General features: G+C 65.0%; 18 protein-coding genes. 6 read left to right on the forward strand and 12 right to left on the reverse strand.

Features of this window, described 5'->3' with window-relative positions; genetic code table 11:
• Positions 1-15 precede the first annotated feature (15 nt).
• Both gmd and U4Y88_RS05400 read left to right on the forward strand, forming a co-directional pair.
• Complete coding sequence (gene gmd / locus U4Y88_RS05395; protein ID WP_224009564.1) at positions 16-1,059, forward strand: GDP-mannose 4,6-dehydratase; 1,044 nt, start codon at positions 16-18, stop codon at positions 1,057-1,059.
• A complete protein-coding gene (locus tag U4Y88_RS05400; RefSeq protein WP_321782769.1) occupies positions 1,046-2,002 on the forward strand; it encodes a GDP-mannose 4,6-dehydratase in 957 nt (318 codons plus the stop codon). The genes gmd and U4Y88_RS05400 overlap by 14 nt, the downstream gene beginning before the upstream one ends.
• Positions 2,003-2,110: 108 nt before the next feature.
• On the opposite strand, the gene U4Y88_RS05405 is transcribed toward U4Y88_RS05400, so the two are convergent.
• The 10 genes from U4Y88_RS05405 to U4Y88_RS05450 all read right to left on the reverse strand — a co-directional run bounded on the left by U4Y88_RS05405 (position 2,111) and on the right by U4Y88_RS05450 (position 15,153).
• Positions 2,111-3,271 carry a glycosyltransferase family 4 protein gene (locus U4Y88_RS05405; RefSeq protein WP_310632370.1) on the reverse strand — a complete coding sequence of 387 codons (1,161 nt, stop codon included), beginning with the start codon at positions 3,269-3,271 and terminating at the stop codon, positions 2,111-2,113.
• Between the two features lie 54 nt (positions 3,272-3,325).
• Positions 3,326-4,549 carry a glycosyltransferase family 4 protein gene (locus U4Y88_RS05410; RefSeq protein ID WP_224009569.1) on the reverse strand — a complete coding sequence of 408 codons (1,224 nt, stop codon included), beginning with the start codon at positions 4,547-4,549 and terminating at the stop codon, positions 3,326-3,328.
• Complete coding sequence (locus U4Y88_RS05415; protein WP_224009726.1) at positions 4,546-5,973, reverse strand: glucose-6-phosphate isomerase; 1,428 nt, start codon at positions 5,971-5,973, stop codon at positions 4,546-4,548. Before U4Y88_RS05415 ends, U4Y88_RS05410 begins: the two co-directional genes overlap by 4 nt.
• 152 nt (positions 5,974-6,125) lie before the next feature.
• The gene (locus tag U4Y88_RS05420; RefSeq protein WP_321782771.1) at positions 6,126-7,283 is read right to left on the reverse strand and encodes a glycosyltransferase; all 1,158 of its coding nucleotides are present in this window, start codon (positions 7,281-7,283) and stop codon (positions 6,126-6,128) included.
• A gap of 99 nt (positions 7,284-7,382) precedes the next feature.
• Positions 7,383-8,309 (reverse strand): glycosyltransferase family 2 protein, encoded by a 927-nt coding sequence (locus U4Y88_RS05425; RefSeq protein ID WP_224009728.1) that lies wholly within the window; start codon positions 8,307-8,309, stop codon positions 7,383-7,385.
• A 17-nt stretch (positions 8,310-8,326) separates the two neighbouring features.
• Positions 8,327-10,555 (reverse strand): polysaccharide biosynthesis tyrosine autokinase, encoded by a 2,229-nt coding sequence (locus tag U4Y88_RS05430; protein ID WP_310634325.1) that lies wholly within the window; start codon positions 10,553-10,555, stop codon positions 8,327-8,329.
• Positions 10,556-10,606: 51 nt separating this feature from the next.
• On the reverse strand, positions 10,607-11,779 hold the full coding sequence (locus tag U4Y88_RS05435) for a polysaccharide biosynthesis/export family protein (protein ID WP_310634326.1): 1,173 nt from the start codon (positions 11,777-11,779) through the stop codon (positions 10,607-10,609).
• Complete coding sequence (locus tag U4Y88_RS05440) at positions 11,776-12,225, reverse strand: low molecular weight phosphotyrosine protein phosphatase (RefSeq protein WP_224009577.1); 450 nt, start codon at positions 12,223-12,225, stop codon at positions 11,776-11,778. Before U4Y88_RS05440 ends, U4Y88_RS05435 begins: the two co-directional genes overlap by 4 nt.
• A gap of 52 nt (positions 12,226-12,277) precedes the next feature.
• Positions 12,278-13,696: a UDP-glucose dehydrogenase family protein gene (locus U4Y88_RS05445; RefSeq protein ID WP_074982425.1), complete on the reverse strand. Its 1,419-nt coding sequence runs from the start codon at positions 13,694-13,696 to the stop codon at positions 12,278-12,280.
• Positions 13,697-13,773: 77 nt separating this feature from the next.
• Complete coding sequence (locus U4Y88_RS05450) at positions 13,774-15,153, reverse strand: undecaprenyl-phosphate glucose phosphotransferase (protein ID WP_310634327.1); 1,380 nt, start codon at positions 15,151-15,153, stop codon at positions 13,774-13,776.
• Between the two features lie 505 nt (positions 15,154-15,658).
• Between U4Y88_RS05450 and U4Y88_RS05455 the strand changes: the two genes are divergently transcribed.
• On the forward strand, positions 15,659-17,179 hold the full coding sequence (locus tag U4Y88_RS05455) for a mannose-1-phosphate guanylyltransferase/mannose-6-phosphate isomerase (protein WP_321782773.1): 1,521 nt from the start codon (positions 15,659-15,661) through the stop codon (positions 17,177-17,179).
• Between the two features lie 374 nt (positions 17,180-17,553).
• On the opposite strand, the gene U4Y88_RS05460 is transcribed toward U4Y88_RS05455, so the two are convergent.
• Complete coding sequence (locus U4Y88_RS05460) at positions 17,554-18,843, reverse strand: transposase (protein ID WP_321782775.1); 1,290 nt, start codon at positions 18,841-18,843, stop codon at positions 17,554-17,556.
• A 744-nt stretch (positions 18,844-19,587) separates the two neighbouring features.
• On the opposite strand from U4Y88_RS05460, the gene U4Y88_RS05465 reads away from it, so the two are divergent.
• Both U4Y88_RS05465 and U4Y88_RS05470 read left to right on the forward strand, forming a co-directional pair.
• Positions 19,588-20,076: a DUF2501 domain-containing protein gene (locus U4Y88_RS05465; protein WP_321782777.1), complete on the forward strand. Its 489-nt coding sequence runs from the start codon at positions 19,588-19,590 to the stop codon at positions 20,074-20,076.
• Between the two features lie 242 nt (positions 20,077-20,318).
• Positions 20,319-20,792, forward strand: coding sequence for a hypothetical protein (locus tag U4Y88_RS05470; protein ID WP_321782779.1), 474 nt, complete (start codon positions 20,319-20,321; stop codon positions 20,790-20,792).
• 126 nt (positions 20,793-20,918) lie between these two features.
• Here the strand turns inward: U4Y88_RS05470 and U4Y88_RS05475 are convergent, their stop codons facing one another.
• Complete coding sequence (locus tag U4Y88_RS05475) at positions 20,919-21,542, reverse strand: DUF4337 domain-containing protein (protein ID WP_224009589.1); 624 nt, start codon at positions 21,540-21,542, stop codon at positions 20,919-20,921.
• 345 nt (positions 21,543-21,887) lie between these two features.
• On the opposite strand from U4Y88_RS05475, the gene U4Y88_RS05480 reads away from it, so the two are divergent.
• Positions 21,888-23,051 carry a helix-turn-helix transcriptional regulator gene (locus U4Y88_RS05480; RefSeq protein WP_321782781.1) on the forward strand — a complete coding sequence of 388 codons (1,164 nt, stop codon included), beginning with the start codon at positions 21,888-21,890 and terminating at the stop codon, positions 23,049-23,051.
• Positions 23,052-23,114: the final 63 nt, after the last annotated feature.

Consider the following 23,114-nt stretch of genomic DNA (forward strand, 5'->3'; position numbering starts at 1 on the left):
TTCAAAGGTACACACATGAACGAACGACGCAAAGCGATCATCACCGGCGTATCCGGCCAGGACGGCGCGTATCTGACCAAACTGCTGCTCGACAAGGGCTATCAGGTGGTCGGCACCTATCGGCGCACCAGCTCGGTCAATTTCTGGCGCATGAACGAACTCGGCGTCACCGATCATCCGTCGCTCGAACTCGTCGAGCACGATCTCACCGACGCGGGCTCGACCATGCGTCTGCTCGAACGCTCGCAGGCGGGCGAGATCTACAACCTCGCCGCGCAGAGCTTCGTGGGCGTCTCGTTCGATCAGCCCGTCACGACCGCCGAAGTCACCGGTATCGGCGCGCTCAATCTGCTCGAAGCGATTCGCGTGGTGAATCCGCGCGCGCGCTATTACCAGGCGTCGACCTCCGAAATGTTCGGCAAGGTGCAGGCCGTGCCGCAACGCGAAGATACGCCCTTCTATCCGCGCAGCCCGTATGGCATCGCCAAGCTGTTCGCGCACTGGTCGACCGTGAATTACCGCGAGTCCTACGATATCTTCGCGACCAGCGGCATTCTCTTCAATCACGAATCGCCGCTGCGTGGCCGCGAATTCGTGACGCGCAAGATCACCGACGCCGTCGCGAAGATCAAGCTCGGCAAGCAGAGCGTGCTCGAACTCGGCAATCTCGATGCCAAGCGCGACTGGGGCTACGCTTCCGAATACGTCGAAGGCATGTGGCGCATGCTCCAGGCCGACGAACCCGACACCTACGTGCTCGCGACGGGCCGCACCGAAACCGTCCGCGACTTCGTGACGATGGCCTTCGCGGCCGCCGGTTATCAGCTCGAATGGTCGGGCCGCGGCGAACGCGAAACCGGCATCGACATTTCGAACGGCCGCACGCTCGTGCGCGTGAGCCCGCGCTTCTATCGCCCCGCCGAAGTCGAACTGCTGATCGGCAGCTCGGACAAGGCGCGCAGCAAGCTCGGCTGGGAACCGCAGACCTCGCTCGAACAGCTCTGCCAGATGATGGTCACGGCCGACCTCACCCGCAACGAACGACATGACACGTTCTGACGACACGCGCGCCCCGCGCGCGCTGATCACCGGCGTGGGCGGCTTCACCGGCCGCTACATGGCGGAGCGGCTCGCGGCGAACGGCTATCGCGTCTGGGGCACGGTGCGCCCCGGCGAAACGCTGGCCGACACGAGCCTCGCCGACCTCGTCACGCCGCTGCCCGCCGACCTGCTCGACCGCGGCGCGCTCGCGCACGCGGTGGAAACCGTGCAGCCCGACGTGGTCGTGCATCTCGCGGCGGTCGCGCACGTGGCCGATAGCGATGTCGCGCGCACCTACGTGGTCAACGTGGTCGGCACGCGCAACCTGCTCGAAGCGCTCGCGCATCAGCGCCATGTGCCGCGTGCGGTGTTGCTCGCGAGCAGCGCGAACATCTACGGCAACGCCACCAACGGCGTGATCGACGAAACCGTCGAGCCGCAGCCCGCGAACGACTACGCCGTGAGCAAGCTCGCGATGGAGTACGTCGCGAAGCGCTGGGACGCACAGTTGCCGATCGTCGTCGCGCGGCCGTTCAACTACACGGGCGTGGGCCAGTCGCCGGACTTCCTGATTCCGAAGATCGTCGATCACTACGCACGCGGCGAAAAGACGATTTCGCTCGGCAATCTGCACGTGGCGCGCGACTTCTCCGATGTGCGCGACGTGGTGAACGCCTACGCGAAACTGATCGAAGCCGCGCCGCGCGGCGCAACGGTGAACGTGTGCTCGGGGACGGGCCACACGCTCGGCGCGCTGATCGATGCGCTCTGGCGCATCGCGGGCTACCGCATCGACGTGAAGGTCGATCCGCGTTTCGTGCGTGCCAACGAAGTGCGTCAGTTGATCGGCTCGAATGCGAAGCTGCGCTCGATTGTCGGCGACAGCGCGCGCAAGCCGCTCGAAGACACGCTGCGCTGGATGTACGAGGAAGCGCGCCAGGTGTGTCTCGATACGCGATGAGGCACACGCCTGCGCGGTTTATTCCACGTCCGCTTTATTCAACTTCGTTGCTTCAAAAAACTGCCGCTCATTCGAGCGGCAGTTTCGTTTTTACGCTTCAATCCGCATTCAATGCGCCGCCGCAATCGCTTCGGCATAAACATCGGCCACGCGCTTCGCGATTACGGCATTGTCGAAATGCTCGCGCGCATAGGTCTTGCACGCGTGCTCGTCGGGCATCTTGATGCGGCCGGACAGCGCGCCGTCGATACCTTCGGCAATCGCATCCGCGCCCGTCGAGGGCAGCACGAGATCCTGCGAAAGACCCGCCACCGCTTCGGGCAAACCGCCGACCGGCGTCACCAGCACAGGCGTGCCCGCCGACAGCGATTCCACCGTGATCAGGCCGAAGCCTTCGAGCGCGACCGTCGGCACCACGCTCAGCGTCGCGGCGCGATAGAGCGAAGGCAGATGGGCGTCGGGCACGAAGCCGAGCAGCTTGACGTTGTCGGTCAGACCGGCGGCATCGATACGCTGCTGTAGTTCGGACTCCAGACGGCCACGGCCTGCGATCAGCAGCAGCACGTCGGGATGACGCTGCTTGACCTGCTTGATCGCGTCAATCAGATCTTCGAGACCCATGCGGCGCACGAGACGGCGCACGGCCAGCACGATCGGACGGTTCTGCGGCAGTTGCAGGCGCAGACGCGCCTCGCCTTGCGAGCAGGCCGGATCGAAATGCGCGGTATCCACGCAGCCCGGCACGATACGCACGCGCTCGGGCGAAATCGCATAACGCTTCGTGAGGATGTCGCCGAACGCCTTCGACAAAACGATCAGACGCGACGAGCGTTCATACACCGACTGTTCCAGCGAATGCTTGATGCGCTGGCTCAGCGAGGCCGCGCCTTCGACGAAGCTCTCGTCGGCCCACGGTCCCTGAAAATGCGAGACCTGCGGAATGCCGCGCGTGACGTCGAGGCCGGGGAACGTGTAGAGCGCGAAGTGCGAGGAGATCACGTCCGGGCGTTCGCGGCGCACCTCGCGGCGCAGCGCGCGGCGCGCGTCCATCAAGCGGAACGGCAAGGCGCGCGCGGCCGAACCGAAGCCCTGGATCGCGCCGCCGCTGTCTTCGGCGACCTTGGGCGAGCCGGCCACCACGCCGCGCACCTTCACGCCCGCGCCGGGCAGCGCGCCCACCAGCGAGTAATACATGCGGTCGAGGCCGCCCGCACGTTCCGGGAACCAGTGCATGCCGATCTGTAGCGAATGGATGGAATGTTTCGTCATCGCATGTCCTTGTTATGGCCGTCTGTGCCGTTGAATTGGCGTTGAATCGTGAGTTCAGGGAGTGTCCGCGCGTTGCAGCGTCTGGCCGCCGGGCAGCGTCGCCGCTGCCGCAAAGGCCCGTTCGCCGCCGCGCGCGGCTTCGTTGGCGTCGCCGGCCAGTTGCCGGTAGAGCGCAATGTACTGTGCCGCCATGCGCGCCCAGCCGAAGCTGCACGCGAGTTCCGCCGCGGCCTCGCCCATCGCGAGGCGGCGCGGCGTGTCGTCGTCGAGTTGCTGGATCGCGTTTGCGAGCGCCGCTGCGTCGTCAGGATCTTCGAGCACGATGCCGCAGTCGGGCGTGATGATTTCCGCGCCGCCCGCCGTGCGCGCCGTGACCACCGGCAGGCCCGACGCCATCGCTTCGAGCAGCGAGAGCGACATGGCTTCGTAGCGCGAAGGAAATACGTAGGCGTCGACGCTGCGCATCAGCATCGGCATTTCGCGCACGAGGCCGAGAAAATGCACGCGCGATTCGATGCCGAGCTTGCGCGCCATCTCGGGATACGGGCTGCCCGGCAGATAACCGGCGACCGCGATATGCACGTGCTCGGGCAATTGCTTGAGCGCTTCGAGCACGGTGCCGAGGTTCTTGCGCGGCGTGCGCAGATCGCCCACGAACAGCAGCAGGAACTTGTCGACGGGCAGCTTGAAATGCGAACGGTCCGCGCTCGCGCCCGAGAAGCCGCGCGTATCCACGCCGTTGTAGATCACGTCGAGGCGTTCGACCGGATCGCCGCCGCACGCGCGGATTTCATCGGCGACCTTGCGCGAGACCGCTGCGATCACGCGCGAGCGACGGTAGGCCCAGCGTTCGAGCACCGCGTTCACGCGCGTATAGACGAACTGATACGCCGACCACGCGCCGCGCGTGAGACCGAACGGGTAATACTTGCTGCGCGCCCAGCCGCCGTGCACGAAGTGCGCGGTGTTCACATCGGCGTGCGCCCACGTGATGAAGCCGTTCACGTGCAGCACGTCGTAGTCGCGGCGATGGCGGCGCAGCCACCATGCGCTTTTCAGCGCGAACACCTGCTGGCGCAGCAGATTGGTCGGCCACAGGCGCGAGGGCTGCACGGGCACCCACGTCACCTTCGGATGTTCGAGCAGTTCGGGCGCGACGTGCCGGGCCACCAGCGTGACCTCGAAGCCCTCGTCGAGCGCCGCGCGCGCGATTTCATGGTTGACGCGCCCCTGGCCGTCGTTGTGGCGCACTACGTGCGTGACGATTGCGACTCTCAATCGGAGATCTCCGTAACAGGGGTAACAACAGGCGTGGCGCGCGAAGCCAGACGGTTCAGCCTCGTCCAGTGCCCCGCGCTGAGAATGGAAAACACGCTCGAAAACAGCAGCAGACCGCCCGTGCCGACCAGCGAGTTGGTGAACACGAGCATCGCGAAGATGGAGATCATCAGGCTCATGCAGGCGCAGACGTAGCGGTCTTCGGAGAGCCGCAGCGCGATGCGCAGCGCGCGCACCATCAGCCAGATCACGCCCGACATGTAGAGCAGCGTGCCGGGCCAGCCGAGCACGAACGGAATGTTCATCACGCCGCTGTCGAAGCTGCCGTACTGGCCGAGCTGGCCGTTGCTGCTGGAGAGCTTCGTCGAAGCGCCGGTGGAGCCGAAGCCCTCGCCCGACACGTCGGTGAACGCCTTCTTCGCGAAGTCGGCGTAGAACTGGTTACGCGCTTCGTAGCTCTGGTCGTCGCTGAGATTGACGAGCGAGTTCAGGCGCTGCTGCATGCGGTCGGCAACCGGGCCGAAGGTCAGCAGCGGCACGCACACGCCCGCGAGCACCAGCGCGCTCACGATGATGCGGATGCGCACCTTGTTGCTCGACTTCATCAGCTGGATCACCATCGCGATGGCCCAGCCGCCCCACGTCGAGCGCACCAGCGAGAGCGCGAACGAGAAGAAGCCGAAGGCCGCCGCGACCCAGCGCACGCGATGCTTCGCGGCCATCACGAGCACCATCGCGCCCATCATCGCGAACGCGAACGGACCCGACGAATTCATCGTGCTGAACACGCGCACGCCGAGCGGCACGGGGTCGCCCTGCGAGTTCATGTCCGAGCCGATCATCCACATCGCGTCCCACGGCGGCATGATGAAGAACTGCACAAGGCCGTAGGCGCCCATCACGAACATGCCCCAGATGAAGGTGTTGATGATGGTGTCGCGCGCGTCGGGATACTGGCGCGTGAGCACCATGATGTGAAAGCCGATCAGCAGCGGATAGACCCAGTTTGCAAGGTCGTAGACGGCCGCTGCGGGGCCGCTCGCGACCACGCCCACCGCGAACCCATAGGCGATGCCGAGCAGCGCCAGCAGCAGCGGCAGACCGCGCCGCTGCGCGAGGATCGGGTAATAGCGGATCAGCGAAATGCCGCTGATCATCGTGACCGCGAGCGGCGCGACCTGAATCAGGCTCGTGGGCGTGAAGCCGCCCTTGCCGTAGTCGGCGAGACGGCGCACTTCGGGGCTCAGGAACCACAGCCACCACATGAAGCCGATGTAGCGCACCGGATTCACGAAATAGAGCCAGAAACCCACGCCGATGGCGAGCACCGGAAACGCGAGCGTGAGCACCGTGCCCTGATGCGCGAGGATCAGCAGCGCGGTGAAGGTCCACAGCGCGATGACGGGCAGCGTATCGCGGCTCATCGCGCGGCGCAGGCCCGAGCGGCGCGCCGGTTCCGCAGGCGCGCGCGCGGACGCGCCGGGGAAGTTCGGCGGCGGATTCGGTGGGAAATTCGGCGGCCGGTTCGGCGGCAGATTCGGCGAGCGCGGAGCCGGATAGGAAGGCACACGCATGCTTACATCCCGCGCGGCATCTGGCCGGCCGCAGGCGCGCTGCTTACTGCATCCGCGCGGCTCGCCTGCGCCGTACGAGGATCGCGCTCGCGCAGCATGTCGCGCGTAAGCTGCGCGTGCTGGCGCGCGAAGTTCTCGGTCGTCAGGTCGCGCGTCTGCAACTGTTCGCAGGCCTCGCGCGCCTGCGCCAGGGCGCGCGCGGGATCGTCCACGAGGGCGTTCACGGCGTCGCGCAACTGCTGCGTGTTGAAGGGCTCGACGTAGTACGCGGCGTTTTCGTCGAAGTAATCTTCGAGCGCGCCCACTTTCGTCACGATCATCGGCTTGCCGAGCGCCGCCGCTTCGAGCATCACCGTGATGCCCGAGGCGTGCGTGTTCGGACGCAGCGGCACGACGATGATATCGGCCCAGTCATAGAGCGCGTGCTGCTGCTGAAGGCCCGAGACACTCACGATTTCCACATTCGGCGCGCGCACTTCGGCCGGAATGCGGCGGCGCGTGGCGATGCGCACCTGATAGCGCGCGTCGTTGCCGAGCGCGGCGGCGAGCGTGGTCCAGTCGCGGTCGCGATCGTTACCGATGCCCGCGATGCGCACGGGCGTATTCGGCTTCCAGTGCGACGGCGGACACAGCGGAAAGTCCTGCGTATTGAGGCCGTACAGCACGTGACGCGCATTGCGGCCGAAGAAGTCGCCGCACAACGCGGCGTTCTCGCTCGCGAGCGTGGTCAGCAGATCGGCGCGCTTGAGCAGACGCTTGTACGCGGCACGGCGCAGCGCGCCATAACCGGGCCAGCGGTCGAGCAGCCACACGCTTTGCGCGAGCAGCAGCGGACGCGCGCCGCCCTTCTTCGCGTGCATCAGCAGCACGGCGGCGACGGCCAGATGCTCCTGCTCGGTGTGCGTCCAGATCACGTCCGAGTCGAGAATCGCGCGGCGGTTGCGCCACGCGTGCACGAGGTCGAAACCGAGCGCGGCCTTCAGCGCGCGGCGCGCGAAACGCACGGGCGTGCCTTCGCGCGCATCCTCGGCATAGTTGAGAGCGAATTCCGCGGATTCCGCGTGATGGTAGCCGTAGAGGCAGCCGATATTCTCGCCCTTTCGGTAGCGGCGCGGATCGGCGCCATAAAACAGGTGCACGTGGACTTGGGTACCGCTCATTCGGGGTCCTCCGTAAATTCGATTGCGGGCGCGCGGACGAATCGGCGCTTCAATGCCGATGCGCGAAAACCGCACGCCGCGAAGCGCGTGTTGGGCGTCTCAGACCGGCGCGCGGCGCGCCTCGCGTGCCCCGCCGCGCACCGCGCGCCAACGGGCGTACGCGGTGCCGGGCGAACCGGCGCGCAAGGCGCTCAGCCCCGTATGCAGCAGGCCCGGATACACGCGCGTGCCGACCAGCGTCCACCACCACCAGGCCGTCTCGCGATGCAGCGGCGGCAGATGGCTGCGCAGAATCAGATGGAAATTGAACGCGGCGTTATGGATCGAGGCGAGCGTCTGCGCATTGCGCGGATCTTCGCCGGGACGCGGCGCCGGATAATGATCGACGGCCACGCGCGGATCGTAGACGAGCTTCCAGCCCGCACGCTTCACGCCCATGCTGAAGGCCATGTCGTTGTGCGTCTGCGCGCCCGTGCCGCGCAAACGGCGATCGAAACTCAGGCCCGCGATCGCCGCGCGCCGGTAGCTCATGTTCGCGCCCTTGAGCAGATCGACTTCGCGCGCCTCGCCCACGCCCAGATGATGATTGCCGACGATGCGGCCCGAGCGCTGCACGCGCCCCACCAGCTGGCGCTCGCCATCGAGCACGCGGCCTTCTTCATGCACCCAGTCGCGGCCGCCGAGCGCGCCGAGTTGCGGATCAGCCTCGAAATGCGCGGCGATACGCGCAACCCAGTCGGCGTGCGGCGCGGCATCGTCGTCGGTGATGGCGATCACGTCGCCCGTCGCCGCTTCGAGACCGCGATTGAGCGCGGCCACCTGGCCCGGTTCCTCGACGCTCGCCACTTCCACGTTGAGCACGCGCGGCGTCACATGTTCGGCGAGGCATGCGTGCGTGGCGGCATCGTCGGCGCGCGCAACCACCACGATCTGATCGGGCGCACGCTCCTGGCGCAGCAAGGCCGATAGGCAGCGCGAGAGATCGTCAGGACGCCTGTACGTCGGTACGAGCACGGTCACTTTCATCGCGTGTTCCCCTTTCATCAGGCGCTCAGGTATTCCTGCACGGCGCTGTAGCCATAGCCGTAGCTGCCGCGCGCGCGCGCCGGCACGCCGTTGAAGACACCGCCCGTCACATGCACGCCCGCGGTGCGCAGACGCTTGAGCGTATCGGCGATTTCACCTTCGGTATGCATGCCCGAACGCAGCACGAGGAAGATCGAACCCGCATGACCGCTGATGATCGCGGCATCGGTCACGGCCAGTACCGGCGGCGTATCGACGAGCAGAATGTCGTAGCGCTTCGCGAGCCCTTCGAGATACTGGTTAAGACGCGGCGACATCAGCAGCTCGGACGGATTCGGCGGACGGCGGCCGCACGAGATGAAGTGCAGGTTGTCCACTTCGGTCGCGCGAATCGCTTCGTCCAGCGAGATCTGGCCCGAGAGCAGCTCGGAGAAGCCGTTGTCCTGCGGGCCGCCGAGATAGCGTTCGAGCGCGCCACGGCGCATGTCGCCGTCGATCATCAGCACGCGCTTGCCCGAATGCGCGAGCAGCACGGCGAGGTTCGCCGTCATGAAACTCTTGCCGACGCCCGGCACCGAGCCCGTGAGCACGACCACGCGATTGCGCGCGTCCATCACGCTGAACTGCAGCGAGGTGCGCAGCGAGCGCAGGCTTTCGACCGTGAGATCCTTTGGCGCAGCACTCGCGAGCACTTCACGCAGACGCGTGCCGCCGCGCACCGGCGCGCGCTTTTCGAGCGCGGCCTGTTCGGCCGAGAGCGGCACGAGACCATAGACGGGCAGCTGGAACGTGCGTTCGATCACGTCCGGGTCGACGATGCCCTTGAACATGTTCCGGCGCATCAGCACGAAGCCGGTACCGAGAATCAGGCCGAGCATCGCGGCCGCCGAGACGATCAGCAGCTTCTTCGGCTTCGACGGCTTGCCCGGACGCATCGCCGGATCGACGATATGCACGTTGCCGCCCGTGCCCACGCGCTGCACCGAGAGTTCCTGAATACGGTTGAGCAGCAGCACATAGATGTCTTCGGCCACCTTGGCGTCGCGTTGCAGCTGCACGGCCTTCACTTCGGTCGCGGGCAGATTGCGGAATTTCGCGTCGTACTTCGCGCGCTCGCCTTCGAGTTGCGAGAGCTGCTGGCGCGCCGCGATCAGCACCGGATGCTGGTCGCCGAAACGCTGTTGCAGCGAAGCGATCTGCAATTGCAGCGCGGAAATCTGCTGCTCGTATTGCACGCTGCCGTCGAGATAGATCTTCGCTTCGTCGCTCGCGTTGATCGAGCCCGACTTGCTTTGATACGCGGTCAGCGCCGCTTCGGCGTTTTCCAGATCGCCCTTCAGGCGCGGCTGCTCGCTGCGCAGGAAGTCGAGCATCTTGCTCGCGTCGGCCTGCTTGGTGGCCACGTGCTCGCGCAGATACGACTGGGCGACCGCGTTCGCGACAGCGGCGGCGTGCTCGGGATCGTTGTCTTCGAGCGAGATGTCGATCACGCCCGTCTGCTTGCCCTGCTCCTGCACCTTGACGGCGTTCTGGAACGCCGAGACGGCGTCCAGATCGTTCATGCGCACGACCGTGAAGCGCGTGCCGGGGCGCGCCTTCAGCTCGCTCACGAGCATCGTCACGCCGCCGCCCTGCACCTGCTGGCCGACCGTGCCTTCGACGAGACGGCCGCCGTCGGGACCGGAGATCACGAAGCGGTTGTCGTCGAGCGCGGTCAGCGTGAGCTTCTTGCCTTCCAGCTCGGGCGAGACGTCGATCGAATCGACGTTCGCGACTTCGCCGCCCCAGGCGTAGCCCTTGAGGCCGAACCACGGACGCGCCGGATCGCCCGGCGTCGCGAGACGCGCGGCGAGGCTGCCGACCACCGGCAGCGTGACCGGCGAGACGCTGTAGTTCAGCTTGAACTGCCGGACGACCGGTTCGAGCACGCTGCGGCTCTGGATCATCTGGATTTCGGCGTCGGTCGGCAGCGAACCTTGCTGGCCGCTGGTGATGTTGGCGCCCGACTGCGTTTGCGTGAGCGCCTGCGACGTGTAGTCGGCCTGCTCGACGCGCACTTGCGTGTCGGCGGTGTAGACCGGCTTGGCCACGTAGCAGTAGAACACGGCGCAGCCGACCACCACGGCCGCGATCGCGATGAGCCAGCCGATGTCGTCGATGATGACGCGCAGCAACTGGCCGAGGACGACGTCCTCTTCCTCTGTGCGGGCCGCCGGGGCCGCCTGACTGTTGGCTTGAATGCTCACGTTTTCGATCCCGTTTTAACTCGTGTTGCGTGGGAGGAAGACCTCACGCCCTTAGCGCGTGATCTGCTTCAGGTAGAAGACCGTCTGCACGGTCGGCAGCACCTGTTGCAACAGGCGGTTGAAGGTCGTCGAGGCGGCCGTGCCGACGTACACGACATCCAGCGGCTTGAGCTGGAATTGCGACGACAGCATGATCGCGTCGGGCTTGGTCATGTCGAGGCGATAGATCTCGGGCTGGCTCGGGTTGTCCTTCATGCCGCGCATCACGAAAATCTGGCGCGGATTCGCGTCGGTGTCGAGAATGCCGCCGGCGGAAGTCAGCGCGTCGGCGATCGTCAGCTTGCCGCGAATCATGCCGGTCTGGATCGGCGTCTTCACTTCGCCCATCACGAATACTCTGCTATCCGAACGATCCGGCACATTGATGATGTCGCCGTCCTGCAGCATCACGTTCTGCGTCGCGTCGCCCGAATCGAGCATGCGGTTCGCGTCGAGCACGTAGAGCTTGCCGTTGCGCGTGAGGCGCACGCGGTTGATGTCGGCGTTGTCGGTGGTGCCGCCCGAACGCGTGATCGCGTCGACGAGCGACAGCGGCACGTCGCTCACCGCGAGCGGGCCCGGCGTCTTCACGTCGCCGGTCACCTGGATCTTCTGGCTGCGGTAGGCGAGCACGCGCACGTCCACCTGCGGATTCTTGATGTACGGACCGAGGCCCGAGGCGAGCTGGTCGCGCAACTGGCCCGGCGTCTTGCCCGCGGCCATCACGCGGCCGACGAACGGAAAATAGATCGTGCCGTCCTTCGCCACGGTCTGCCCATACGGGTCGGACTGGCCGGACAGCGCGTTGGTGTACGGCTGCGTGAGCGCCTGCCCCACGGTCTGCGTGGTGTTGCCGCCCTGCGAGAAGGTCGAGCCTTGCGGCGTCGAAATCTCCGGGTGGTCGTAGACGGTCACGCCGAGAATGTCCTGCGGCGCGATGTGATACGTGTAGTCGGCCGCGTTGGCGTACTTCGCCGGCGGCAGGTCGACATGCACGCCCGCAGCGGTCTGGGCCTGCTGCATCACGAGCTGCGACGTGATCAGATGCACGTCGTACTGCTGCTGCGGCTGATTGTTCGGCTGCTCTTTGAGGCTCGACGTGTCGAGATAATTACCCGGTGCAGTCGAGCACGCGGCTACGAAGGCGCTCAACGCCAGCACGGTCATCAGATTGAGTTTCTTCATTGGCATATTCGGCTTAGCCATCCCTTAACCAGACGATCCATCAATTCGAGACTCTCGCGATACGCGGCTTCGTCGAGGCCATGCGGATCGGAAACGTCCGAGTTCTCCCAATTGCCTAGCGCGAACACCTTGCCGCGCGCGGTCGGCTCGATGCGCTCCACGGCGGCCACCTGGCGGCGCTCCGTGACGAGCACGAGATCGGCGGCGCGTACAAGCTTGCTCGTGAGGCGGCGCGAGCGGTGTTCGCCCACATCCACGCCGCGCTCCGCGAGCAGCCGCTGCATCACCGGATCCATGTCCTCGCCATCGAGCGCCCGCAGGCCCGCCGAGTGGAACGCGCCTGCGTGCGCTTTCGCGCGCTCGCGAAGACCCGCGCGAAAGAGCTGTTCCGCCGCCGGCGAGCGGCAGACGTTCGCGTGGCAGACGATCAATACGTCGTTGAACATGGCCGTGTGGCTCCTTGTTACTGCTTGCGCTCAGCGTCGATCAGGACTTCGATCACGCCGTGACACGCGTCTGCGTGACCGCCTCGGCGCGCGCGCGGCTCGCCTGCGTGGCGCTCGCGCGGCCCACCGCGTGATACTCGAAACCGAGTTCCTGCAACGCGGGCGGGTCGTACAGATTGCGGCCGTCGAACACGATCGGCGTCTTCAGCTGCGACTTCAGCGTTTCGAAATCGGGCGCCTTGAAGACCTTCCATTCGGTCGCGACCACCAGCGCATCGGCGCCGTTGGCGGCTTCCATCGCGTCCTGCGCGTAGCTCAGGCGTTCGAGCTGCTCCGGCGTCTTCGCGAAGTCGAGTTCGATCACGCGCTGCGCTTCCTTGATCGCGACCGGGTCGTAGGCCACCACACGTGCGCCGCGCGCCAGCAGTTCGGCGATCAGCGTGCGGCTCGGCGCCTCGCGCATGTCGTCGGTATTCGGCTTGAACGCGAGACCCCAGAGGCCGAACGTGCGGCCCGTGAGATCGGAGCCGAAGCGCGTGACGATCTTCTGCGCCAGCACCTGCTTCTGCCCTTCGTTGACGTTCTCGACGGCGCGCAGGATTTGCAGCGGCTCGCCAAAATCCTCAGCAGTCCGCATCAGTGCTTTCACGTCTTTCGGGAAGCACGAGCCGCCGTAACCGCAGCCCGCGTACAAAAAGTCGTAACCGATACGCGGATCGGAACCGATGCCGCGGCGCACCGCTTCGATGTCGGCGCCCACGCGATCGGCGAGATTCGCCAGCTCGTTCATGAACGAAATGCGCGTGGCGAGCATGGCGTTGGCCGCGTACTTCGTGAATTCCGCCGAATGCACGTCCATGTAGAGCGTGCGTTCGTGATTGCGGTTGAACGGCGCGTAAAGGCGCTTCATCAGTTCGCGCGCGCGCTCGCCAGGCACGTCTTCATCGCAGCCCAGCACGATGCGGTCGGGGCGCGCGAAGTCTTCGACGGCCGCGCCTTCCTTCAGGAACTCGGGGTTCGAGACCACCGAGAACATGTGGTTTTCGCCGCGCTTGCGCAGCTCGGAGGCGATCGCGTCGCGCACGAGCGCCGCCGTGCCGACCGGCACCGTCGACTTGTCGACGATCACCTTGAAACCCGTCATCGAGCGGCCGATGTTGCGCGCCGCCTGCAGCACGTATTGCAGATCGGCGGAGCCGTCTTCGTCGGGCGGCGTGCCCACGGCGATGAACTGCACGTCGCCGTGCGCGACCGCCGCTTCGACGTCGGTCGAGAACGTCAGCCGGCGCGCGCGACGGTTGCGTTCGATGATTTCCTGCAGGCCCGGCTCGTGAATCGGCACGACGCCCTGATTGAGCAGGTCGATCTTGCGCTGGTCCACGTCGAGACAGAACACGTCGTTGCCGATGTCGGCGAGACACGCGCCCGTCACGAGACCCACATAACCGCTGCCAATGATCGTCAGATTCATGCCCACCTCAAATGTGATTGCCTGTTGGTGTTCGCGAGAGCCGCGGCGTCATACGCATGCCGCGCGCCCGCCGCGCTTCAATATGCGTTTTGTCCTGCGAAGCCTTTCCACATGGTCATGGCGACGATGCGCAGGTCGAGCGCGAAGCTCCAGTGCTGCATGTAATGCAGGTCGAAGCGCACACGGTCGCGCATTTTTTCCACGCGGTCGGTTTCGCCGCGATAGCCGTTGACCTGCGCCCAGCCCGTGATGCCCGGCTTGATGCGATAGCGCGCCATGTAGCCGCGCACGAGGTCCTTGTAGATGTCGTCGTGCGCGAGCGCATGCGGACGCGGCCCCACCACCGACATCTCGCCCTTGAGCACGTTGATGAATTGCGGCAGCTCGTCGAGGCTCGTGCGGCGCAGGAACGCGCCCACGCGCGTCACGCGCGGATCGCCGCGGCGCGCCTGCGTGACCTGGCCCGCGACTTCCGCATGGACCTTCATCGAGCGGAACTTGTAGATCTCGAACTCGTTGCCGTCGAGACCCTTGCGGCGCTGCTTGAAGAACACCGGGCCGCGCGACGTGAGCTTCACCGCGAGACCGACCACGGCGAACAGCGGCGCGAGTGCGATCAGCACGCAGCCTGCGAACAGAAAGTCGAACACGCGCTTGGGCAGCACGCGCAGATCCGTGACCGGCGAAGCCGCGAGATTGATCGCGGGCACGCCGAGCAGATCGACCACAGGCTGGCTGAAGAACGAGAGGCTGCGCACATCGGGAATGAAACGGATGTTCACGAAGTCGTTGCGCAAGGCCATGGTGATGCGGTGAATCGTGCGCTCCTTGGTGATCGGCAGCGCGAGCCACATTTCGCGCACGTCGTGTTCGCGCACGAACTCGATCACGGCCTGGAGATCGCGCGCGACCGGCACGCCGTCGAGGAACGCTTCGCCTTCGGCGTCGCTGTCTTCATCGAACACCAGCGCCGGATGAAAGCCCGCCTCGGGACGGCTTTTCATCTGCTCGACGAGAAAGCGCGCGTAACGCGGGCTGCCGACCACGGCCACGGCCTTGTGGTTGTAGCCTTCGCGGCGCAGGCCGCGCAGCACCATATGCACGAGCGCCTTCGAGACGATCAGGAACGCCACCGACGCCACCACCCAGTACGCGAGCCAGATGCGCGAGAGCGAATCCGCGCGGTGGACGCTGAAGCTCAGCAGGATGCCCGTGCATTCCACCGCGACCCACGCGGCGCAGACGCGCGCGAACAGCACGTAGAGCGACTTGCCGCGCCACGATTGATAGATGCCGAACGCCGGGAACATCCAGATCGCCAGCAGGCAGTTGAACGCCAGCGCCACGCTCTCCGCGTCGGACAGCGGCGCGAGCCTTCCGTGGTGCAAGGCAGCCGCCAGCAGCGCGCCTGCGGCGATGGCGGCAACGTCGATGATTCTCGCTAGAACGCTCAGCATGTCCGGCACCTCGGGTTGAAAAAAAATGAACGGCGGCCACACGTTCTGCGCAATAACGCACTGCGGGCCGCACGACGGGAATCAGGGAATTTCACGCCAGAATAACCCGGCGCTGATGAAACGGATCCGAATAAACCCTAATAAAGCGCGATAAAAATTCCGCGCGCAAGGTGCAAAAGTATCTCCAAATGTTTCGTTGCTAACGATAGGGTTTTTGACGCATTTTTTCGGCAACGATTGCCGGATTCGCCCGCCGGACGGCGCGTCTCGGGGTCGAATCCGCGGCAAAATTTGCCGCTTGCCGCGCGCCTCGTATCGATTTATTTTTCTGTGCGCATCGCATTGCGCCTATTTTTATTCGAATTTTTGTTCGCGACGAATTATGACGAATAGTCGACTTTTAATTTAATCCGAATATTTTTCATTTTCTTCTTTACGGCGTGATTTCTGTTGATTTTAAGCATGCTACAAATCGCAGAACCGAAACCCCTTTCAGGAGATCGAGATGACGGATACGGGTTCCGCAACGGCAACGGTGCGAGCGGATCAGCCGCAGAGTGCGGCGCGCAGTGCGCTGCAAGTCTGCCCGGTGGTGCTTGCGGGCGGCTCGGGTTCGCGGTTGTGGCCGCTGTCGCGCGAGCAGTACCCGAAGCAGATGATCAACCTCGTCGGCGAACAGTCGCTGCTCGCGAATACCGCGAGCCGCCTCGATGCGCTCGCAGAGCGCGTCACGCTCGCCGACAAGCTGATGATCGTGTGTAACGAGGAGCATCGCTTCACGACCGCCGAACAGGTTCGCGCCGCAGGCAAGGAAGCGAAGCTGATTCTCGAACCGCTCGCGCGCGACACCGCGCCGGCACTCACCATCGCGGCGCTTTCCGTGGTGGCCGAGCAGCAGGACGGCATTCTCGTCGTGATGCCCGCCGACCACGCGCTCGCCGACCTCGATGCGTTCCAGGCCGCGGTCGCCGACGGCGTGCGCCACGCGGCCAACGGTCAGATCGTGACGATGGGCATCGTGCCCACGCACCCGGAAACCGGCTATGGCTACATTCACGTGGGCGAGCCGCTCGCGAGCGGCGAAGAACAGGGCGCGCGGCGCCTGAACGGCTTCGTCGAAAAGCCCTATTTCGAGCTGGCGCAGCAATACGTTTCGTCGCAGCGCTACTGGTGGAACAGCGGCATTTTCATCGTGCGCGCGAGCACGTGGCTCAAGGCCATTCGCCACTTCCACCCCGCCATTCACGAGGCCTGCACGGCCGCCGTCGAGCACGGCAAGGCCGACGGCGACTTCTTCCGCGTGGACCGCGAAGCCTTCGAGCGTTCGCCGGCGAATTCGATCGACTACGCGGTGATGGAACCGCTGTCGAGCGACCCGAGCGTGGCGAGCGGCGTGGTCGTGCCGCTCACGGCGGGCTGGACCGATCTCGGTTCGTGGGACACCGTCTGGCAGGTCTCCGACAAGGACGACGCCGGTAACGTGGCGCAAGGCGAAGTGATGTTCGAAGGCGCCAACGATACGTTCGCGCACTCGGACGGCCGCCTGATCGCGTGTCTAGGCACCGAGAATCTCGTCGTGATCGAAACCGCCGACGCCGTGCTCGTGGCCGACCGCTCGCGCGCGCAGGACGTCAAGAAGATCGTCCAGCGCCTGAAGACGCAACGCCGCAGCGAAGCGGTCGCGCATCGTCTCGTGCATCGGCCGTGGGGTCATTACGACAGCGTCGACAGCGGCGAACGCTTCCAGGTGAAGCGCATCGTCGTCGAGCCGGGCGCGCGTCTGTCACTGCAGATGCACCATCACCGCGCCGAGCACTGGGTCGTCGTGCGCGGCACGGCGCTCGTCACGCGCGGCGAAGAACGCTTTATCGTTTCGGAGAACGAATCGGCGTATATTCCGCTCGGCGTGTCGCATCGACTTGAGAACCCGGGCAAGATGCCGCTCGAGATCATCGAGGTGCAATCGGGCTCCTATCTCGGCGAAGACGACATCGTGCGTCTCGAAGACGTGTACGGACGCCAGTGAAGTTCGAGCGTGGCCGATGCGGTTAAAGCATCGGCCACGCTTGCATGCAGGACGGTTCTGAAGTGCTGAAGCATTGCGAGGGCAAGGGCGTCATCCGCAGCGGTGTTGTGCTGCACTCGAACGCCCCGCCATGGTGGAGACACGACAAAGCGCAGTAGCGGCCAGACGAACGTGCTAACGAACGTACGTGCTGCTACGGCGTTTTGCGAAAGACGGTGATGTGAGACATGTGCGCAACGCAGTTTGCTACGACACGCGCGACGGTTTTGAGGCCGGGTTTGAAGCGGGTTTTGAAACCTGCTGAATGCGCGGATCGCTCCGCGATGGCGGCTGGCGCGCGTTCGAACGCGCGCCGGCGCCGGTCCGACACGTTGCTAACCCAGGTACGTACGGTAACGCGAGACGTGCACGCGGCGCTCGGCGGCGGGTTCGCAGCCATCGCCACTCGCCCGCAATGCGGTGCTCGCGGTGAAACGCTGCACGGGCGCGAGCCGCACACTGCCGCCCACGTTCGCGGCGGCGCTGCGTGTGACCACGCCATTCGTGCTGCGCGTCGTGGTTTGCGTGCCAGCTTCGGTGGCCGCTTCCGTGACCCCATCCGTCGCCGCCTGCCCGGCGGTTTCGGCTGCGTGCGTGGCGAGCGCTTCCGGCACGTCGGCGCATTCGCGCTCGACCCATTGGCGAGCCCAGTCGAATGCGAAATTGCGCGCGCTATCGGCGTCTTCGAACGGCGGCCCGATCAGGCCCGAACGTTCGAGACGCTTGCCTTCCTTGAGGATTTCCACGGCCGCGCGATACATGTTGTTGCGCGACGTTTCCACGCTCAAATGCATGGCGTAGCCGCCCCATTCGGCGATCTGCGTGGCTTCGACGATGGCGTTGGTCCAGAGCGGACCGGTGTCGCCGTCGAGGCTCTCGTCGTAACCGGCGTCGAACGACGCGGCATCGGCGGGCGCAGCGCGCGTGACGGGCGCGGCGGGCATCGCAGCAGCCTGCGCGGCAAGCGGCGCGCTCACACGCGCGGCCGTGACGCTCGAATCCGCCTGCGGCGGCACACGACCAGAACCCTGGCCCGAACCCTGCGCGCGCGGACGCGCCTGCACGGGCTGCGCCACACGCGCCTGGTGGCTGCGCGTTTGCGTTTGCGACTGCGCGCTCATGAGCGCTTCATCGAGACGCGCGAGCTGGCGCGTCATGCTCTCGATCGGATTGGCCAGCGGCGTGTCGGCGACCGAGGCAGGCGCCTGCCAGGCCTCGGGGCTTTTCCAGTAGACGGCGGGCAGGCCGTCGTCTTCGACCGCCTCCTCGACCGCAACCGCCACGGGCTGCACGGCCGGCGCATCCTGCACGGCCGGTTGAGCCGGCACGGGCTCGGGCACGTAGACGAACTGACGCCCGCGCTGCGCGAGCAGCGCGACGAGTTCGCCGAGCGTGCCGCTCACGTGCCATTCCTCGAAACGGCGGCGGCAAGTCGGTCCAGACGGATAGCGTGCGGGCAGACGCGACCAGGACTCGCCTGTCGTCAGGATCCACAGCACGGCATTGGCAACCACACGCGGCTCGGCGCGGGGGCGGCCGCGCCGGTTGAGCCGAATAGGCGGTTCATCGGATACGAGCGAAGACACCAACATCCACTCGTCATCGCTCAGTTCATCGAAATTCATGCTTTTCTCCACGCAGCCGGACCGGGGCTGCAGTGACTGAGCCGTCGCTCGCGAATCTTTGCTGTTCGCGTTGACGTGCTCGGTTGCACCAAATGTTTATATGTCATGTCCGTTTGCGTCACCGACTGCACGAAGGCAGTGCGCGTGTTCACGGTATTGACGCAAAGAACGTGGTCTCACTCGTGCAAGGGAGAATTTGTGCAGGAAGCATACCACCTGAAACCAGCTAATGAGGAGGCCCGTAATAAGTGTTACGGTTAGAAACAAAGTATCGCTTTGTGCGGCGAATTGAAGCCTCGCAGCGCGCTGCAAATGCCCTGTTTTTTCTGCCATTACACGCAATTTCGCGCCTCATCCGCGCATCGCATGCGTGCCCTGTTGACTGAATTCGTTCTCGATTGGCTTCGTGTACCAATGCATTAATTCAATTTGAATCAAATTCAATGAAATCGAATTAAATCGAATTGCAATGCATCGTTACCCGCTTTTCTCTTTTCGATGTTGTGCCTGCAACAAATGACATGGCGATGAAAGCCACGCGCCTCGCGGGTTGCACCTGCGTACATCATGCCGCACACATCGCAGCGATACGCCCATCACCCTGACGCCGACGCGGTGGCCCATGCCCGACGAATGCGCGCTTCGTATCCACGCTTCATGAGCACACCGCGCGGCCACACTCAAAAAGCCCTCAAACGAATCCGTCTATAGTACGAAGGCCACGAACATCCAGGAGATCGAGGTATGCAAACATCAGCACCGCGCGTTGCCGGTTCGCACCGGCCGCTTCGACTGCATCGACTGCTGATTCCCGCCGCCGTGGCCGCCGCCGCCCTGCTCGCGCCGTGGAGCGCCGCGCAGGCACAGCTCGGCAATCTGCTCAATCAGGGCGGCACGAGCGGCTCGACTTCGGGTGCGCTCAGCAACCTCAGCGGCGCGCTGTCCGGCTCGTCGGTGACGTCGAGCAGCCTCGGCAACGTCACGGGCGTACTGCAGTACTGCATCAAGAACAATTACCTGAACGCCGACGCCGCCAGCAACGTGAAAGACTCGCTGCTCAGCAAACTGCCCGGCGGCGCGTCCACGACCGATAGCGGCTATCAGCAAGGCAGCAACGGCATTCTCACGACGGGCAACGGGCAGAAGCTCGACCTCTCGGCCAGCGGCCTCAAGGAAACCGCCACGAAGCAGGTTTGCGACAAGATCCTGAGCCAGGCGAAGTCGATGCTCTGATGCCGGACGGCCGCGCTCATTTGCACGCACGAACGCGGCCGTGATCACAGAAAAATTCGGCAGAAAAATCCGGCAGAAAAATCCGGCTGAAAAATTCGCTGCAAAACCTTCGCTTCAAGAATGTGCGGCGCGGCGCAGAAGTGCGCAATTAGTGTGCCGCGACGTATCGAAACACTTGAACACCCGACCGGTTTGGGTGTCGAATGAGTTCGAACGGTCTTCACGCGTCTTGATCTCATGCCATGAATCCGCGTCGCGCTGCCCTCGCCCCTTTGCTGTCGTGGTTCGCGTTCGTCTGCGCGTTATGCGCGGGACTCGGCGCACTTATCGTGCCGCACTCCGCCAGGGCGCAGCCGCAAGACGAGCAATTCGACTGCAAGTCGAATCCCCACGAATTTATTGCATCGCTGATTGAAGAAAAGTCGATCGAGGCGCAGCCGAGCCGCGTGGAAGCCAATTCGGTCAACGCATTCCGTCCGGTGCATGGAACCCGTTTGAGCGCCTTTGGCTTTCCCATTTACGTGGTGATCGGCTATGCGCGCGACGACGATCTATTCCGTCGCGGCGCCGGTAAGGAAATTGCCGCGCCGCTTTATGGCGTGGTGGTGTCTGCGCCCGCGGAATCGGTACGCACACGGGTAAAGGAAGCCAATAGCGACGCCACCGTGCATTCAGTCGTACCGCTAATGCTCACCGCCATCGTCTGTGGCGGCTGACTAAAAAACTTTCCTGAATGAAAGGAAAATGGCCGCGTGCATTTCAACATGCACGCGGCCATTGCCGATTCACGCCGCACTCGCGCCGAAAGCGCGAGGCGTCGATACGCGAATTGAATCTGTGAATCAGCCCGAGAAAAACGCCAGCGCGCCCAGTACCACGCCCACCGCGCCGACGCCGAGCGAGCCGCGCAGGAGCCATTTACTGCGCGTGAGCAGCGTAATCGCCGTCAACGCGATGGAAATCTGGATCAGCGTGGTCGCCTGCGCCCAGCGATGATGACCATGCAGCAGCTTCTCGCTGCGCACATCGTCGTCCTCGACCTGCTTTTCCAGCGCCTCGGCCTTCGCGCGGATCGGCTCCTTTTGCTGGCGATAACGATCCGCGTCGGCGGCAAAACGGCGCTGCGCATCACCCGAATTCGGCGCGAGCGCGGACAGCGACGCGCCCAGCTCGGCGAGATTCTGCTTCTCGCCCTTCGCCTGGTAATAGGCCCACTGATTCGCGGCCTCGGTCTTGTGTATCGCCGCTTCGTTCTTGTAATAGAGCGCGAGGTTTTCGCTATTGCCGCTCTGGTACGCGAGAATCGCGCCGATCGACGCAAGAATCGCGGTCATGACCGCCATGCGGCTCGAAAACGGATCGCGGCCGCCTTCGCCGTGGCTTGCGTGGCCGCCGTGTCCATGACCGGCAGCCGCATGCTCGACCGCGTGATCGTGCGGTCCATGCACTTCATACTCTTCAGACATCCAACGACTCTCCGGTGTGACTGGCTGCATGTGTTGTGTCCCGCACTCAAAGGCGCGGGAGGCTAAATTATCGTGAGCGCGCAGCGCTTGTCCAGTATTCGAATTGCATGTCACACCGAGAAAGAGAAACGCATCATTTCGAAAGCTATCTGCAAGATTAATCGTCTATCAATAGACGATGCGTTTCGCATGCTGCAGCGCGTTCAATGCGCATGCCGTTTGCTAACGTGGCTTGCGCGCTTCGCTCGGGCATTTTTTTCCGCGCTGCCACATCTCCCTTTATCGATTGAGTGGAATCGGATTGCGTTGGGCGCAGCGGCCTCGCCGCGCGGCCCGGAGCACGCCATGCCCGCAGACGCCGCCGCCGACTCGCTCGGCAGCCTGATCGACGCGATTTACGATGCGGGGCTCGACGCGCGCCGCTGGCCGGTGCTGTTCGCGCGCATCGCGCGGCGCATCGGCGCCACGCACGTGAATCTGAGCGTGCTCGCGGCGCACGAGGCGCTGCCGCTCGACGACTGGAGCGGCATCGAGCGCGGCTTTGCGCGGCGCTACGCGCAGCACTACGGCGCGCTCGATCCGCTGGTGCCGCAGGCGCGCCGCTGGCCCACCGGCACGCTCGTGACCGACACGATGATCCGCCCGCAAGCGGCGCACGCGCGCAGCGAGTTCGTGCAGGACTGGGTGCGCCCGCAGCGCATTCATACGGTCGCGTTCGCCAACGTGATGCGCGAGGACGGCGTGGCGGCGATACTCGGCGCGCTGCGCCAGACGCCGCGTTATTACGACGACGATGAACTCGATCTGCTGCGCGCGCTGCTGCCGCATTTGCGCAACGCGATCCGCGTGCAACGGCGCATGGCGCTAAGCGCGCAAGCCGACCCGCTCGCGGCGCTCGACGCCTTCGACGCGCTCGACAGCCTCGCGCAATGCGTGCTGATCGCCGACCGCGACGCTCACGTGGTCTTCGCCAATCGCGCGGCGAGCGCGCTGCTCGCGCAGCCGTACGGTCTGCGCGAGGAACGCCAGGGACTCTGCGCGCCGACGCTCGACGCCACGCAACGGCTGCGCGCGATGATCGCGCGCGCCTCGGCCGGCGAAACCGGCACGCGCGCGGGCGGCGCGATGCTGATTAACCGCACGGCGCGCGAGGCGCCTTTACAAGTGCTGATCGCGCCGTTGGGCACGCATCGCGCGATTGAGGGCGCCACGACCGCCACGACCGTCTCGCGCCGCGGCACGGCCATGCTCGTGATCACCGACCCGCTGGCCGCGCGGCGCGGCGTGGAGCAGCGCCTGATCGCCCTCTTCGGGCTCACGCCCGCCGAGGCGCGCGTGGCGGGCGAAGTCGGCAAGGGGCAGGAACCGCGCGACATCGCGGCGACGCTGCAAATCATGCCGTCGACCGTGCGCACGCATCTGCATCACGTGTTCGCGAAAACCGCCACGCGACGTCAAGCCGATCTCATGCGCCTGCTCGAACAGATCGCCATGACGCGCAGCGATTGAACAGAACGATTGAGCCCTTGAAAAGCAGCGTGAAAATGAAAACGGCCCGCGCAATCGCCGCTC

Source organism: Paraburkholderia sp. J94, assembly GCF_905220285.1.
In the GTDB taxonomy this organism is placed as follows: Bacteria; Pseudomonadota; Gammaproteobacteria; order Burkholderiales; family Burkholderiaceae; genus Paraburkholderia; species Paraburkholderia tropica_A.